Origin of the sequence: Pseudobacillus sp. FSL P4-0506 (genome assembly GCF_038003025.1) — a bacterium.
Classification (GTDB): domain Bacteria; phylum Bacillota; class Bacilli; order Bacillales; family Domibacillaceae; genus Pseudobacillus.
This window is the reverse complement of record NZ_JBBOOI010000001.1, coordinates 1,985,543-1,999,143: the sequence shown is the minus strand read 5'-3', so window position 1 is coordinate 1,999,143 and position 13,601 is coordinate 1,985,543. Positions and strand designations below refer to the sequence as shown.

The following is a 13,601-nucleotide window of genomic DNA, read 5'->3' as shown; positions in this document are numbered from 1 at the left end:
CGGCAAATACGAACTCAATCCTCTATCCGCCTCATCGCTTACTTGAAAATCAGGTAACCAATTAGTCAGCTAACATGCTCCGGTTGAGAACTGTCACTTATTTTCCTGGAAGCATGGTTAAAATTGTTTCAATTAAAATTGTTAAAATTGGCACAGCCATCGATAAAATAATGACCTTGCCTGCCAGCTCCATCTTGGCGGCCAATGCTTCCTGGCCGGCATCTTTTGTAATTTGAGACGCAAACTCAGCAATATAAGAGATACCAATAATTTTTAAAATCGTTTCCACATAGACAAACTCGACATCCGCCCGGGCTGCCAGCTTTTTAATCATGAGGATAATTTCCGCAATTCGATCAGCTAAAAATAAAAACAGACCGCATCCAACAAACATTACGAGTAAAAAAGCAAAAATCGGCTGCTGTTCTTGCAAGAGAAGAGCCAAAAAAACTGTCACAAGAACAACAGCAGCTACTTGGATAATTTCAATGGTTCTCCTCTCCCATCACTGAAATAAAAAAACTTCTCTAATCTTGTCAAACAATTCCTCTACGATGGAAACAATCAGAAATAAAATATAGACGAAGCCCAGCAGTGTCACCCATTGGGCATATTCTTTCTTCCCTACCTGTTCTAGAATCGTATGGAGGAATGCCACGACTAAACCGACACCGGCAATTTTAAAAATCACTTCCACCTCAATGCCCATTTTCTTCCCCCTTTCTGCTAAAACAGCAGAAGCACGATTAACAGACCGCCCATAAGACTTAAGCTTCTCATCATTTTCCCATACCTTTTTTGCTTCTCACGCGCTTCTTCTTCTTGGCGTTCTAAGTGTTTCAGTGTCACAAGAATCTGTTTTTGCTCTGTTATACGGTCATGCTTGCCTACCGTTTCTCCAAATTCTAGTAAGATAGATCTCTCACTTTCCAGCAATGCTGTATGGGGCCAAATTTTTGCCAAGCTTTTCCGCCAGGCTTCCTTGGCGTCTAATTCGGTTGATGTGAGCAGTTCACTGAATAAAGCAAACAGTTCATTTATAGGCGCTGGCAGCCGCTCGGACAATTTTCTGGCCGATTCATGCAAAGGGGTAAACCCATATACAATTTCAGCTTCCAACGATTGTAAAGCAGACCGGATTAAACGAATTTGTTTCGGCCTGTCGCTTAATTTCTTTGATTGCTCCGCGCCAATCCAAATAGAAGCAAACAATATGATCAATGCACCTGCCCACTTCATTGAACGGTCCTTGCCGGGGAAGTCAGCTCCTGGCCCAAATGATCAAGCACTTTAAATGACCGGACTCCTTTCTCGGAAGAAAGCTCGATAAACCGCTCAAATGTTCCGCTTTCTATCATAGCTTTCACAATCGGCCGGCGAATCACTTCGGCATAGCTTGAACCGTGAACAGTAGCTATTAATCTAATTCCTGCATTGATCGCTTCCGCTACAGCCTGTCCATCTTCTGCTCTCCCGATTTCATCCGCCACCAGCACATCTGGGCTCATGGAGCGAATCATCATCATCATTCCTTCCGCTTTTGGACAAGCATCGAGAATATCTGTCCGCAAGCCAATATCAAGCTGTGGAATCCCTTTTACACAGCCGGCAATTTCCGAACGCTCATCCACAATCCCTACCTTTACTGGTGCAATGTTTCTCTGCTCCATTCCTGTGGCTGCGGTTTTTGCCAAATCTCTGAGCAGAGTAGTTTTTCCCGTTTGTGGCGCTCCAATAATGAGTGTGTTTTTCCATTTCCCATCAAAAAGCCAGGGGATCAGCGGATGACAAACACCCGGTTTTTCCCTGGCAATTCTTAAATTAAAGGAAGAAAGATAGCGTAAAGCTTTTACTTTTCCCTCTTCAAGAATGACCTTTCCCGCCAGGCCAACACGGTGTCCCCCCTCAATGGTTAAATAGCCGCATCTTAATTCTTCATCAAACGCATAAAACGAATGCTGACTTAATTTATTGACGAGCGCTTGTCCTTCTTCAAGGGTAACGATGTGAGACAAATGAAAAGGGCGGCCAGCAATAATCTCGAGCGGCTTGCCGATGCGCACCCTAATTTCTTCAATTTTTCCTTTTAATTCGGATGGCATGGCATTGATTGTCTCTTTTAATGTTTGCGGCAAATAAGCATATACAGTTTCCATGAACGCTTCCTCCTTTTTCTCCTCCTTTTTATTCAATGTATGTGCCTAATTTCAAGATATGCCGACTCCGTTCTATCAAAAGAAAAAATGGCCAGAATCCCTCCGCCATTTCAACATTTCTTTATTTTTTATCTCTTTTATCATGAATGCTTATATAAAAAAGCCGCTCCCTAAAGGAGCGGCTTTCATACTATTAGGCACGAGAAATATAGCTTCCGTCATCTGTGTTAACAACAAGGACATCCCCTTCGTTAACGAAGAATGGAACTTGTACTGTTAATCCTGTTTCAACAGTTGCAGGTTTTGTTCCGCCTGAAGCGGTGTCGCCTTTAATGCCCGGCTCGGTTTCGATGACTTTTAGTTCAACCGTGTTTGGAAGATCTACTCCCAATGTTTCTGTTTGATACATCATAATGGAAACTTCCATGTTTTCTTTTAAAAACTTCAGCTCATGTTCAATTTGAGAAGCAGGCAATTCAATCTGCTCATAAGACTCATTGTCCATGAATACATGCTGGTCGCCATTTGCATATAAGTACTGCATTCTGCGGTGATCGATTTGTGCTTTTTCTACTTTTTCACCCGCACGGAATGTTTTTTCCTGAATGTTGCCGTTACGCAGGTTACGCAATTTAGAACGAACAAATGCCGCTCCTTTTCCAGGTTTAACGTGCTGGAAATCGACTACGCGCCAAAGGCCGCCGTCTACCTCAATTGTTAAACCTGTACGAAAATCGTTTACTGAAATCATGTTGTGTTTCCTCCTGTTTCCTTAAAGAATGAGTAAATCTTTTGTGGAATGCGTGAGCGTTTCATTGCCTGTTTCTGTAATCAACGTATCATCTTCAATGCGTACGCCGCCAATGCCTGGCAAATAGATGCCCGGCTCAACCGTAACGACCATTCCCGGCTCAAGAACCATATCAGAACGGAAAGAAAGCGCCGGCCCTTCGTGAACTTCAAGCCCAATGCCATGGCCGGTTGAATGGCCAAAATGCTCTCCGTACCCCTTTTGGGTAATATAATCGCGGGTAATAGCATCCGCTTCTTTGCCCGTCAGGCCTCCCTTGATCTGCTCCATCCCTTTTAACTGGGCATCCAGCACAATCTGGTAAATTTCCTTCATTTGTTCGGACGGTTCTCCGACTGCAATGGTCCGGGTAATGTCGGAAACATACCCTTCATAATAAGCCCCGTAATCCAATGTCACCATATCGCCTTTTTCAATCACCTTATCGCTTGCTACACCGTGAGGCAAAGCTGAGCGTTTGCCGGAAGCTACAATCGTATCAAAAGATGAAGAGGTTGCCCCCCATTTTCTCATGAAGAATTCCAGCTCATTTGAAACCTCCAGCTCTGTCATGCCCGGCTGGATAAATTCAATGATATGTTTAAAGGCTGCATCAGCGATATCGGCCGCTTCCTTTAATATCTTAATCTCTGAATTATCCTTAATCAAGCGCAATTTTTCAATCATTTCGCTTGTAGGGACTAATTCATCTTTAAAGAGACCTTTGAGCGTTTCATAAGTTTGGAAAGTTGTGTATGCTTTTTCAAATCCAAGGCGTTTGATTCCTTGCTTTTCAGCTTGCGCGGCTGCCTCTTCGTACAACGTTCCCTTATGCTGAACTATCTCAAATCCCTCTGCTTGTTTCCCGGCTTGCTCCATGTATCGAAAATCGGTAATAAAAATAGCTTTCTCTTCGGAAATAAGCGCTGCTCCTGCAGATCCTGTGAAGTTCGTCAGGTAACGGCGATTATAAGGACTCATCACGAGCAAACCATCAATTCCCTCTTTTTTCATCTGCATGCGCAGCTTCTCTATTTTAATCATTAGTTTCTCCCTTCCCTTAGATATGTATAAGTGCCTGTAAAGCTAGTTCATAACCGATAAACCCTAGACCGGCAATTTGCCCAGCGGCTACAGGCGCTATGACTGAATGCTCCCGGAAGGGCTCACGGCTATGAATATTGCTGATATGCACTTCGATGACCGGTACAGAAATAGACGCAACCGCATCTCTAATTGCATAACTGTAATGAGTAAAGGCCCCCGGGTTAAAGATGATGCCATCCATTTTTTCATCAGCAGCTAGATGAATTCTGTCAATTAATTCTCCTTCATGATTAGACTGAAACGCGCTGATAAATGCTCCTAACTCTTTTCCTCTAGCTATAATACGGCTTTCTAGGTCTTGCAGGGTTTCACTGCCGTAAATCTCCGGCTCTCTTTTCCCCAGCCGGTTCAAATTTGGTCCGTTCAATAAGAGGATGCTCTTCATGTAATCTCTCCGCTCCACCAATTTAGTTACATGAATATTTTAACATATTTAAAATTACAAAAACTACTTAGCCGTTTGCCTTTTTCCGCTCATTTAATCTTTTTTCTTTCAAAAGATGTTGTTCATACCCATAGGAAATCGAATAGCCGATAAATAGCCCGTAAAGGATTAACAGACAAATAGTAGTGGACAATGTATTGACGTTTAATTTTTGCCAAGAAGGAATACTAGCGAGAAGTGGATGGATAATCACAAATAAGAAAACCCAAATCGCCGCGCCAAAAAGCACGCCCGACCAGATCGTTTTACTTTTCCTCAGCAAGAAATAATACACTATGGCTAGGAGTAGTGATATTCCTGTATGGAATATCAGGCCAGATAGTACTTTCCAGAAACCGCTGTGAATTTTTGGAATATTGACATATGTAACGACCGCATTGATGTCGATCGTCATAAAATGAAAGTAAGCAGCAAATTGCGCAAGGCCACCCCATATTATCCCGCCGAACAGGCCGATCACTAATGCGTAACTTAAAGGAAACTCTGCTTTGTGCTCTTTTTCCCGCTTGTTCACCATCCTACACCTCCAAAAATGAGTTAAAGCATTATAAAAAAAGATTACTAAGTGATTCAGCTTTTATTTTTGCTTAATAAGGGATAGAATATGTATATAGAAGCTTTTTACATTTTTACATCTGTTAATAATGAAAGAGGGTATAAGATGAGTGAGCAAAAGCCAGTTTATGGCGGGCAGGCACTGGTAGAAGGCGTTATGTTTGGAGGAAAACACCATACGGTAACAGCCATTCGCCGCAAAGACCGTTCAATTGAATTCTTTCATTTGCCAAGAGCACCTAAACCTGCTTTGCAGAAGTTGAAAAAAATCCCATTTTTACGCGGCATTTTTGCGATCCTGGATTCAGCAGCGACCGGCTCTAAGCATTTAAATTTTGCACAGGAACGCTATGATTTGGATCCGGATGAAGATGGTCAAATAAATGAGGCGGCAGAACCTTCAAAATGGACGATGGTTCTTGGCGTAGCTGCTATCGGCATTCTGTCGTTTTTGTTTGGAAAATTTATCTTTACACTTGTTCCAGTCTTTCTTGCGGAACTTACCCGCCCTATTTTCTCGGGCAATTTTGCACAAATCCTAGTTGAAGGCTTTTTCAAGCTAGTTCTCCTGCTTGTTTATATTTACTTAATCTCTTTAACTCCACTCATCAAACGAGTGTTTCAATATCATGGAGCTGAGCATAAGGTAATTAATGCGTTTGAAAGCGGGCAACCACTAACAGTGAAAAACGTGCAGGCTGCCTCGCGTCTCCATTATCGCTGTGGATCAAGCTTCATTTTGTTCACTGTGATTGTTGGTATCTTCGTTTATATGCTCGTTCCGACTGATCCACTTTACGTCAGGGTATTAAACAGAATCGCTCTTATTCCGGTCGTTCTCGGCATCTCATTTGAAGTATTGCAGCTGACAAATAAACTTCGGGATATTCCTATTCTTCGCTATCTTGGTTATCCCGGCTTATGGCTTCAGCTGTTAACAACAAAAGAGCCGGAAGATGATCAAGTGGAAGTAGCAATCGCTTCATTTGAAAAATTACTAGCAATAGAAGAAAGAACGAAAAGGGGATTAAGTACAGAGGAAATTGTCTAATATGTAAATAACAGCTTATTTAACAGCTCGTTAGGAGGTGGCTTTTTTGACAATCCGGTCAGTCATTGCCTATACACTCATGGGACTCGCTGCCATTGGCTTAATTTCCATGCTGCTTTATTCACCTGGAGCTTTGGCACGGCAGCTTATTATTCTCGCGGTTACTGCTGTAGTTATTTATTTCATTTACCGTCTAGTCATTCGCAAAAGACTTGGCGGTGGTACGGAAGACAAGGCCTTTGCTAAAGCAGCAAAAGAGTCAAAGAAGAGGCTGCAAAAGCAAAAGCGCCCAAAACCTTCTTCTCCCTCAACGGTTTCCTCGAAAAAGAAAAAACCGTTTCGCCGAAAAAGAACGAAGCATTTAACGGTGATTGAAGGAAAGAAAGGCAAAAAAAATAACCGGGCATCTTCTTAACTCCCGGTTGTCAGTAACACCATCTTTTTAAAAATGCCTCTGTATATCCGCGCCCTATTTGAATGAGGGCGTCTTTTTTTTCGTCTGATAAGCTAAAATCCGTTACGGCGGTACCCTCTACCGGAATAAACACAATATTTCTTGCATGCCTTTTAGAAATATACCGCGCATCGTGGGCGTCCTTCATCGTATGAAAAATGGCACCAAATAAATCCGCTCCATTGGTTACTTGTCTCGGCATTTGCATCGTTCGTGTACTTAACTTAATCCCAAGTACAGGGCGCTTTTGCTTTTTTTCTTCATCGAACAGCCAAAGCGGAAAGTTGCTCAGCATTCCGCCGTCCAAGATGAGTGCTTTGCCATTTGGCACAGACAGTTTGACAGGCTGAAAGAAATAAGGAAGCGTACAGCTCATTCGCACCGCCCGGGCAATCGGAAAAGAATGAGGGTTAATTCTGTAGGCAGGCAAGTCATCAGGTAAAGTAAGTATCCGCCCGTTTGTAATATCAGCGGTTACAACTCGTAAGGCTCCTGGTGCCAGGTCGCCGAAGGAACGAATTCCTTTTTGCCTAAGCAAGCCATCCAGCCATTGTTCCAGCTTTTTCCCTTTGTGCAAGCCAAGTGTAAAATAAATCTTCAGCCAGCGAACAAACGGTAGATCAAATAATGTATCGTCAAGCAGATCCTCTCCCTCTACTTCTTTTATTGCCCTCTTTAACTCTGCACTCGTGTAACCCGCTGCAATCAAAGCAGCCATAATTGCTCCGGCACTCGTCCCTGCCACTCTTACGAACCGTAAGCCTTTGCTTTCGATTGCCTCGTAAGCGCCGACGAGTGCGAATCCTTTAATTCCGCCGCCAGAAAAAACGCCGTCAATTCTCATACTCCCTTCTCTCCTCTTTTATTTTCTTTTTATATGTGTAAGCGGCGAAAGCTTGGACTAGACGAAAATCTTAAAGTTCCGTTCAGAATCGATAGCTTTCTTGCCCATTCAAAATTCACTATGTATGATTTCCTATAAAGAAAGCCTCTTCTTCCTTCCAAAGGAAACAAATCACCAATAAAAAAACAACCCCTCCACAGAGTGGAGGGGTTGTTTCAAATAAATTAACTTTTTACAGGCCGCATTTCAATTGAGCGCCACAGTTCGTACATGTGTTGCAACCGCCCATTTCTTCTACTGTTCCCTTACGGCAGACTGGACATGTATTGCCGACCTCGCTACCGATAGTCACATTAGTAGAGCGAATTTCTTGAATGGTATCAACAAGCACGACATGATTCTCATGTTCTTTTGTTTTTGTTTCCTCTTGTTCATCAAAGCTGTTTTCTTCCGCTTTCAATGTCAGTACTTGTGAATCACGGCTGCCGTCTACGTATACGGTACCGCCTTTTGCCCCACCTTTATAAAGACGCTCGTACACTTTTTCCACCTGCTCGACTGTATAACCGCGCGGAGCGTTTACTGTTTTCGAAATCGAGCTGTCAATCCAACGCTGAATGACACACTGAACATCCGCATGTGCTTCCGGAGCAAGGCTCATAGCCGTTACAAACCATTCTGGCAATTTGTCTGGATCCGCCTCCGGATGACGATTTAAGTATTCTTTTACAATATCTGCCTTCACTTCAATAAACTTGCCTAAACGTCCGCTGCGATAGTACGTAAAGGAAAAGTAAGGCTCTAAACCAGTAGACACTCCCACCATCGTTCCAGTGGAACCTGTTGGGGCAACCGTTAGAAGGTGTGAGTTTCGAATACCATTTTCAAGAATAGACTCACGGACGTCTTCCGGCATTTTTTTCATATAACCTGTGTCGATAAATGCCTGACGTAAACGGTTTGTCTCTTCCTTTGTCTCTCCTTCAAGGAAAGGAAAGCTGCCTTTTTCTTTAGCCAATTCAACAGAAGTTCTATAGGCTGTTGTAGCGATCGTTTCGAATACTTTATCTACGAGCTCGTTTCCTTCTGGTGAGCCGTATTCTTTCTCACAGTAAATTAATAAGTCAGCAAGCCCCATAACGCCCAAGCCGACACGGCGCTCGCCAAGTGCTTGTTTTTTGTTTTCCTCCAAGAAGTAAGGAGTCGCATCGATCACATTATCTTGCATTCTTACTCCTGTGCGGACGGTTTCTTTCAGCTTTTCAAAATTAACTGTTTTTGTTTCTTTGTCTGCCATTTCTGCCAGGTTCACTGCCGCTAAGTTACAGACGGAAAACGGTGCGAGCGGTTGCTCTCCACATGGATTTGTCGCTACTACTTGTTGGCCATATGCCTTAGCATTCGTCATGTCGTTAGCATTATCAATAAAGAAAATGCCTGGTTCCGCGGAGTATGTTGCACAAACATTGATCAAGTTCCATAGTTCGCGAGCCTTGATCTTACGGTATGTACGCACGGCATGTCCTTGTTTCTCCCATTCGCGTACATCGCCGACTTTATGCCAATTTTCATTGTAATAGGCCATTTCTTCTTTGCTGTACGTTTCTACGGACGGGAAGCGCAATTCATATTCCGTATCTTTCTCGACTGCCTCCATGAATTCTTTCGTTAAGCAAATGGAGATGTTAGCTCCTGTTAAAAATTCAGGATTATGGACAGTATATGTTCCGCCTGTTCGTAACTTCTCTTCTGCTTCTTTAATAATTTCAGCACTGAAGCCACCATAGCCAGGGATGTTTTTATAATTTACAACGCCCTGATACATCGCTTCTTCGCGTTCAGTGAGCGGTTTGAAGTTCAACTTGTCCTTCGCCGCTTTTTTGATCTGTTCGTCTTCTGTATTTTCAAGCAAATAGCGTAAAATACGCGGATTTTGCATTTTGGAAATGATAAATTCTACAATATCTGGATGCCAGTCGGCTAACATAATCATTTGAGCACCGCGTCTCGATCCGCCCTGCTCAACAAGGTGTGTCAGTTTCGCAATGTCATCCAACCAAGAAACAGATCCGGATGATTTTCCGTTAACGCCTTTGGCAAGCGTGTTGCGCGGACGAAGGGTAGAACCGTTCGTGCCGACACCGCCGCCGCGGCTCATAATTTCCATTACTTGCTTACGATGTTCAGAAATGCCTTCGCGTGAATCAGGAACAAACGGCATAACGTAACAGTTAAAGTAAGTTACATCCGTCTGTGCTCCCGCTCCATAAAGAACACGCCCCGCTGGAATAAAGTTTAAGTTCACAAGCTCTTGATAAAATTTCTCGAACCACTCTTTTCGCTTCTCTTCAGTTTTTTCTACAGAGGCAAGACCTGTTGCGTTTCGCTTAGCAATTTGCTCGTAGTAAATTTCCAGAGGCTTTTCAATCACATCAAGAGGACGGCGAATGAGGCCTGTTTCCTGTTCTTCGGGGTCATCTAGGGCCCCACGGAATTCTTCATCGACAAGCACCTCTGCTTTTTTCTTCTGCCAGTCAATGCTAGTAATGAAGCCAATTCCCCGTGCCGGGAACTTTGGATCCTCTTTAATCGTTAACACAACAAAATCGCCTTCCGTTAACGTGACTTTCTCTGTGTCTTTAAACGAATAGCGGTCGATCATTACAAGACGTGAAACCCCTTTATGAGTGATTTTCATATCAGAGGTGACAGGATGAACTTGAGGGAAGACGCTGATGTCTTTGTTCAATCTGTCGATGTTGAGGGACATATTCTTTTGTGACGCAACAGACATAATCACAGCTCCTTTTCTTCTACATATTTCACGGTCATTCAAACATTATATACCCATGCTTTGTGACTAAAAACTAAACAAACACAATATATTGTGTTTGTTTTTCTTGATACATTACTATATATTGAGTTAAAAACATTTTTTTGTCAAGCCGAAAAACGGCTGCCTTCAGCAATAAAAACGAGGTTTCACTAAGGAAAACAGCAATATTACCGGCATAAGAAAAATTTTCAAGCTTGCTCTTTGTTCCACTTATTTTCTTTTTTTCGCAAAAAAAGAGAACAAGCCTAAAGGCTAGTTTCTCTTCCGCCTGATGATTCATCTTTTAAAATTCCATTCATCTGAAGCGTATTTTTCCTTCGCGAGCTGTTCAATATAAGCAATTTCCTCTGCAGTAAACTCATATGGCTGAAGTTCTACTCCAAGCCCTTCCTCAAATCCTTTTTTGAAGGCTGTCCCAGCCATATCATAAGTCACCTTATGGGGACTGATCGCATTGATGGCAACCGCTTTGCTTTTAAACGCCCGTTGCATCCGCTCTTTCACGCGCTCATTTGGATAGGTAAATAAGCTAAACAATTTGTCTTCATCAAGATCCAACAAAATAGACCCGTGCTGCAAGATAACACCTTTTTGCCTTGTTTGTGCACTTCCTGCTACCTTCCGGCCTTCAACTACAAGTTCATACCAGCTAGGTGCATCAAAGCAGACCGAAGAGCGCGGGTTCTTTAAACTGTTCTTCTCTTCGTCTGTCCGGGGAACAGCAAAGTAAGCCTCCAGTCCAAGATGATGGAATCCTTTTAAAATCCCCTCAGATATGACTCGGTATGCCTCTGTTACACCTGCAGGCATGTTCGGATGCTCTTCCGTCACGATCACACTGTACGTCAGTTCATGCTCATGAAGCACGCCTCTTCCGCCGGTTGGACGACGGACAAAACCGAGGCCATGCTGTTTTACCGCATCCAGATCTATTTCTTTTGTCGCTTTTTGAAAATAGCCGATTGACAACGCAGCCGGTTCCCAGCCATAAAAACGAATAACTGGCGGGATTTTTCCCTCGCTATGCCATTCCAGCAGCGCCTCATCCATTGCCATATTGAACTCTGCTGTTTGGCGTCCGGAATCAACAAATTTCCAAATCTCTTTTTCCATGATGATTGCCGCCCTTTTTATGATAAATTCACCCACTTAGTGTATCAAAAGCAGAGACAAAAACAAAGAGTTATCACTCGTTTATTTCTTTTGATTCTTCCTTTCCCCACGTTTATAATAGATAACAGTGCATGTTTACAAGGAAGGGGTGTATCCATTGCTTTATACAATAGCTGCCATTTTAGGCGCCATTATTCTGTATACTTTATATATGTATTTTTCCCGGAAAAAAGCGGTCCAATCGCTCTCGCAGGAAGAGTTCATTAAAGGTTACCGTAAAGCTCAGCTCATTGACGTCCGTGAACCGAACGAATTTGAAGCCGGCCATATTTTAGGCGCACGCAACATTCCGCTTACACAAATGAAAACGCGCATGAAAGAAATCCGCCCAGACAAGCCAGTGTATCTGTATTGCCAAAGCGGCCTGCGCAGCGGCAGAGCGGCTCAAACGTTATACAAAAAAGGCTACCGTGACCTTTATCACCTGCAAGGCGGCTTTAAAAGCTGGACTGGAAAAGTGAAAAGCAAGTAAAAAACTGCCTCAAAGAGGCAGTTTCAGTTTGTCGACAAAAGGGGTTCGGAATAGTCTTATTCCGAACCCCTTTTGATTTTTCGGTAGTTTTAAAGCCATTCGAGAGAAAGATAGACCTCTCCGAGGTCATCATTTAAGCCATTTCTGGTTCTCGCCAAGTCCAGCTGGCCATTTTCTTGAGATTCATGGCAGCGAAAGTAAGCATCGCTTGCATCGACAATTTTTTAAGTCCCCTTAACGTTGTCCAACGCATGCCATGCTTTTCTTTTGCATCTGCGAATACACGCTCAATCGTTTCTTTTCGCTCCGCATAAATCGCTTTAACTTCTTCGTGGTGGCGAAGATGGTCGGCCTCTTCCATATATTTCTGCCAAATATGGCGTGTCACCACTTTTTGATGATTTCTGCTTTCCGTGCATTTAGCTAAAAAAGGGCAGGAGGTACAAACCTGTTTGGGTGATCTGTATTCACGATAGCCTTCCTTATTCGTCGTTGAGTAATTCAATACTTCCCCTGCCGGACAAAGGTAACAGTCAAAATGTTCATCGTACACATAGTCATGCTTTCTGAAGAAGCCCTCTTTTGTGCGCGGCCGTGTATAAGGCAAAGCAGGTGTCATGCCGTTTTCCATTAAATAACTGGCAATGGCAGGTGTTTTGTAAGCTCCGTCTGCACCAACAGCTTTAGGTTTTCCTACCTTTTCTATCACTTTCTCCATTAACGGCTCTAAGATTTGGCTGTCATGTGTGTTGCCTGGTGTGACCATTGTGCCAATTACGAATCCCTTACGGTCTGCGGCCGCGTGAAAGGAATAGGCAAATTGTTTGGTTCGTTCGTCTTTAACGTAGTAGCCACTGTCCGGATCGGTTGTACTTTCCTTGATTTCTTTCGTTTCTTCTTTATCGAACTTATCTGGCGGGAACGGCTTTTTTCCATGATCCTCTCGGTCCTGATTAATCTCTTCTTGGAGGCGTTCCTGATACGCGCGTGTTTCTTTGCGAACCATTTTCTTTTCAAATTTACGCTTATTCGCGCTAGCTTTTACATGAGTGGAATCCACAAAAACGTGCTCCGCACTAATGAGCTTTTTCTCGGCAGCTATTTTTAAGATACGATAGAAGATCTGTTCAAACAGGTCGGTATCTTTAAAGCGACGCTCGTAGTTCTTACCGAAGGTAGAGAAATGCGGCACTTTATCATGGAATCCATAACCGAGAAACCAGCGGTAGGCCATATTCGTTTCCACTTCCTCGATCGTCTTGCGCATGGATCGAATGCCAAAGGCATATTGGATAAATGTTAGTTTAATTAAAATAATTGGATCAATGCTTGGGCGGCCCACTTCCGCATACAATCCTTCCACCAAGTCATAAATAAAAGAGAAATCCATCGCTGCCTCCATTTTACGGACCAGGTGATTCTCTGGTACAAGCTGGTCTAGAGCGATCATTTCTATTTGATTCCGTTGGATTGGATTGTTTTTCGAAAGCATCTTTCTCACCTCAAGTGTTTGATCTATTTATTTTAAAACAGGTATGGTTGTACGGCTACTCTAACTTTGTAACCCCTGTTGATTGAAATGGATGGCGCAAAGACTCCTGCGGGATCAGCGGGACAGGTGAGACCCCGCAGGCGCTTTCGCGGCGAGGAGGCTCACCGCCCGCCCCGCGGAAAGCGAAGCGCCTGGAATGGAAATCAACAGCCCCCATTCACAAGCA

Annotated in this window: 15 protein-coding genes; 3 read left to right on the top strand and 12 right to left on the bottom strand. The window is 43.3% G+C overall.

Going from position 1 to position 13,601, the window contains the following annotated elements:
- Positions 1–97: 97 nt before the first annotated feature.
- The 8 genes from spoIIIAD to MKZ02_RS09810 all read right to left on the bottom strand — a co-directional run bounded on the left by spoIIIAD (position 98) and on the right by MKZ02_RS09810 (position 5,015).
- Positions 98–481 (bottom strand): stage III sporulation protein AD, encoded by a 384-nt coding sequence (spoIIIAD, locus tag MKZ02_RS09845; RefSeq protein ID WP_259455784.1) that lies wholly within the window; start codon positions 479–481, stop codon positions 98–100.
- A gap of 24 nt (positions 482–505) precedes the next feature.
- Positions 506–709, bottom strand: a complete 204-nt coding sequence (gene spoIIIAC, locus MKZ02_RS09840; RefSeq protein ID WP_120032911.1) for a stage III sporulation protein AC — start codon at positions 707–709, stop codon at positions 506–508.
- 17 nt (positions 710–726) lie between these two features.
- Positions 727–1,239 carry a stage III sporulation protein SpoIIIAB gene (spoIIIAB, locus tag MKZ02_RS09835; protein ID WP_120032917.1) on the bottom strand — a complete coding sequence of 171 codons (513 nt, stop codon included), beginning with the start codon at positions 1,237–1,239 and terminating at the stop codon, positions 727–729.
- A complete protein-coding gene (gene spoIIIAA / locus MKZ02_RS09830) occupies positions 1,236–2,156 on the bottom strand; it encodes a stage III sporulation protein AA (RefSeq protein WP_340853350.1) in 921 nt (306 codons plus the stop codon). The genes spoIIIAB and spoIIIAA overlap by 4 nt, the downstream gene beginning before the upstream one ends.
- A gap of 193 nt (positions 2,157–2,349) precedes the next feature.
- Positions 2,350–2,907, bottom strand: coding sequence for an elongation factor P (efp, locus tag MKZ02_RS09825; protein WP_120032924.1), 558 nt, complete (start codon positions 2,905–2,907; stop codon positions 2,350–2,352).
- Positions 2,908–2,928: 21 nt separating this feature from the next.
- On the bottom strand, positions 2,929–3,990 hold the full coding sequence (locus MKZ02_RS09820; RefSeq protein ID WP_340853348.1) for a M24 family metallopeptidase: 1,062 nt from the start codon (positions 3,988–3,990) through the stop codon (positions 2,929–2,931).
- Between the two features lie 16 nt (positions 3,991–4,006).
- Entirely contained in the window at positions 4,007–4,438 is a 432-nt protein-coding gene (gene aroQ, locus MKZ02_RS09815; RefSeq protein ID WP_120032930.1) for a type II 3-dehydroquinate dehydratase, read from the bottom strand.
- A 67-nt stretch (positions 4,439–4,505) separates the two neighbouring features.
- Positions 4,506–5,015 (bottom strand): YqhR family membrane protein, encoded by a 510-nt coding sequence (locus MKZ02_RS09810; RefSeq protein WP_120032933.1) that lies wholly within the window; start codon positions 5,013–5,015, stop codon positions 4,506–4,508.
- 144 nt (positions 5,016–5,159) lie between these two features.
- Here MKZ02_RS09810 and MKZ02_RS09805 point away from each other — a divergent pair, with 144 nt between their 5' ends.
- Positions 5,160–6,104 (top strand): DUF1385 domain-containing protein, encoded by a 945-nt coding sequence (locus tag MKZ02_RS09805; protein WP_340853345.1) that lies wholly within the window; start codon positions 5,160–5,162, stop codon positions 6,102–6,104.
- A 46-nt stretch (positions 6,105–6,150) separates the two neighbouring features.
- Positions 6,151–6,519 carry an SA1362 family protein gene (locus tag MKZ02_RS09800; RefSeq protein WP_120032936.1) on the top strand — a complete coding sequence of 123 codons (369 nt, stop codon included), beginning with the start codon at positions 6,151–6,153 and terminating at the stop codon, positions 6,517–6,519.
- Positions 6,520–6,529: 10 nt separating this feature from the next.
- On the opposite strand, the gene MKZ02_RS09795 is transcribed toward MKZ02_RS09800, so the two are convergent.
- From MKZ02_RS09795 to MKZ02_RS09785, 3 genes are all read right to left on the bottom strand, one after another.
- Entirely contained in the window at positions 6,530–7,402 is an 873-nt protein-coding gene (locus MKZ02_RS09795) for a patatin-like phospholipase family protein (RefSeq protein ID WP_340853342.1), read from the bottom strand.
- A 232-nt stretch (positions 7,403–7,634) separates the two neighbouring features.
- The gene (locus tag MKZ02_RS09790) at positions 7,635–10,196 is read right to left on the bottom strand and encodes a vitamin B12-dependent ribonucleotide reductase (protein WP_340853340.1); all 2,562 of its coding nucleotides are present in this window, start codon (positions 10,194–10,196) and stop codon (positions 7,635–7,637) included.
- A gap of 318 nt (positions 10,197–10,514) precedes the next feature.
- Positions 10,515–11,351: a lipoate--protein ligase family protein gene (locus tag MKZ02_RS09785; RefSeq protein WP_120032947.1), complete on the bottom strand. Its 837-nt coding sequence runs from the start codon at positions 11,349–11,351 to the stop codon at positions 10,515–10,517.
- Positions 11,352–11,562: 211 nt separating this feature from the next.
- Here MKZ02_RS09785 and MKZ02_RS09780 point away from each other — a divergent pair, with 211 nt between their 5' ends.
- Positions 11,563–11,883 carry a rhodanese-like domain-containing protein gene (locus MKZ02_RS09780; RefSeq protein WP_340856375.1) on the top strand — a complete coding sequence of 107 codons (321 nt, stop codon included), beginning with the start codon at positions 11,563–11,565 and terminating at the stop codon, positions 11,881–11,883.
- Positions 11,884–12,016: 133 nt separating this feature from the next.
- On the opposite strand, the gene MKZ02_RS09775 is transcribed toward MKZ02_RS09780, so the two are convergent.
- On the bottom strand, positions 12,017–13,375 hold the full coding sequence (locus MKZ02_RS09775; protein WP_340852552.1) for an IS1182 family transposase: 1,359 nt from the start codon (positions 13,373–13,375) through the stop codon (positions 12,017–12,019).
- Between the last annotated feature and the right edge of the window lie 226 nt (positions 13,376–13,601).

Excerpts from the sequence above, each read along its gene's own strand:
- spoIIIAC (WP_120032911.1), bottom strand. The coding sequence starts at position 709 with ATGGGCATTGAGGTGGAAGTGATTTTTAAAATTGCCGGTGTCGGTTTA.
- spoIIIAB (WP_120032917.1), bottom strand. The coding sequence starts at position 1,239 with ATGAAGTGGGCAGGTGCATTGATCATATTGTTTGCTTCTATTTGGATT.
- spoIIIAA (WP_340853350.1), bottom strand. The coding sequence starts at position 2,156 with ATGGAAACTGTATATGCTTATTTGCCGCAAACATTAAAAGAGACAATC.
- efp (WP_120032924.1), bottom strand. The coding sequence starts at position 2,907 with ATGATTTCAGTAAACGATTTTCGTACAGGTTTAACAATTGAGGTAGAC.
- MKZ02_RS09820 (WP_340853348.1), bottom strand. The coding sequence starts at position 3,990 with ATGATTAAAATAGAGAAGCTGCGCATGCAGATGAAAAAAGAGGGAATT.
- aroQ (WP_120032930.1), bottom strand. The coding sequence starts at position 4,438 with ATGAAGAGCATCCTCTTATTGAACGGACCAAATTTGAACCGGCTGGGG.
- MKZ02_RS09810 (WP_120032933.1), bottom strand. The coding sequence starts at position 5,015 with ATGGTGAACAAGCGGGAAAAAGAGCACAAAGCAGAGTTTCCTTTAAGT.
- MKZ02_RS09805 (WP_340853345.1), top strand. The coding sequence starts at position 5,160 with ATGAGTGAGCAAAAGCCAGTTTATGGCGGGCAGGCACTGGTAGAAGGC.
- MKZ02_RS09795 (WP_340853342.1), bottom strand. The coding sequence starts at position 7,402 with ATGAGAATTGACGGCGTTTTTTCTGGCGGCGGAATTAAAGGATTCGCA.
- MKZ02_RS09790 (WP_340853340.1), bottom strand. The coding sequence starts at position 10,196 with ATGTCTGTTGCGTCACAAAAGAATATGTCCCTCAACATCGACAGATTG.
- MKZ02_RS09785 (WP_120032947.1), bottom strand. The coding sequence starts at position 11,351 with ATGGAAAAAGAGATTTGGAAATTTGTTGATTCCGGACGCCAAACAGCA.
- MKZ02_RS09780 (WP_340856375.1), top strand. The coding sequence starts at position 11,563 with ATGTATTTTTCCCGGAAAAAAGCGGTCCAATCGCTCTCGCAGGAAGAG.
- MKZ02_RS09775 (WP_340852552.1), bottom strand. The coding sequence starts at position 13,375 with ATGCTTTCGAAAAACAATCCAATCCAACGGAATCAAATAGAAATGATC.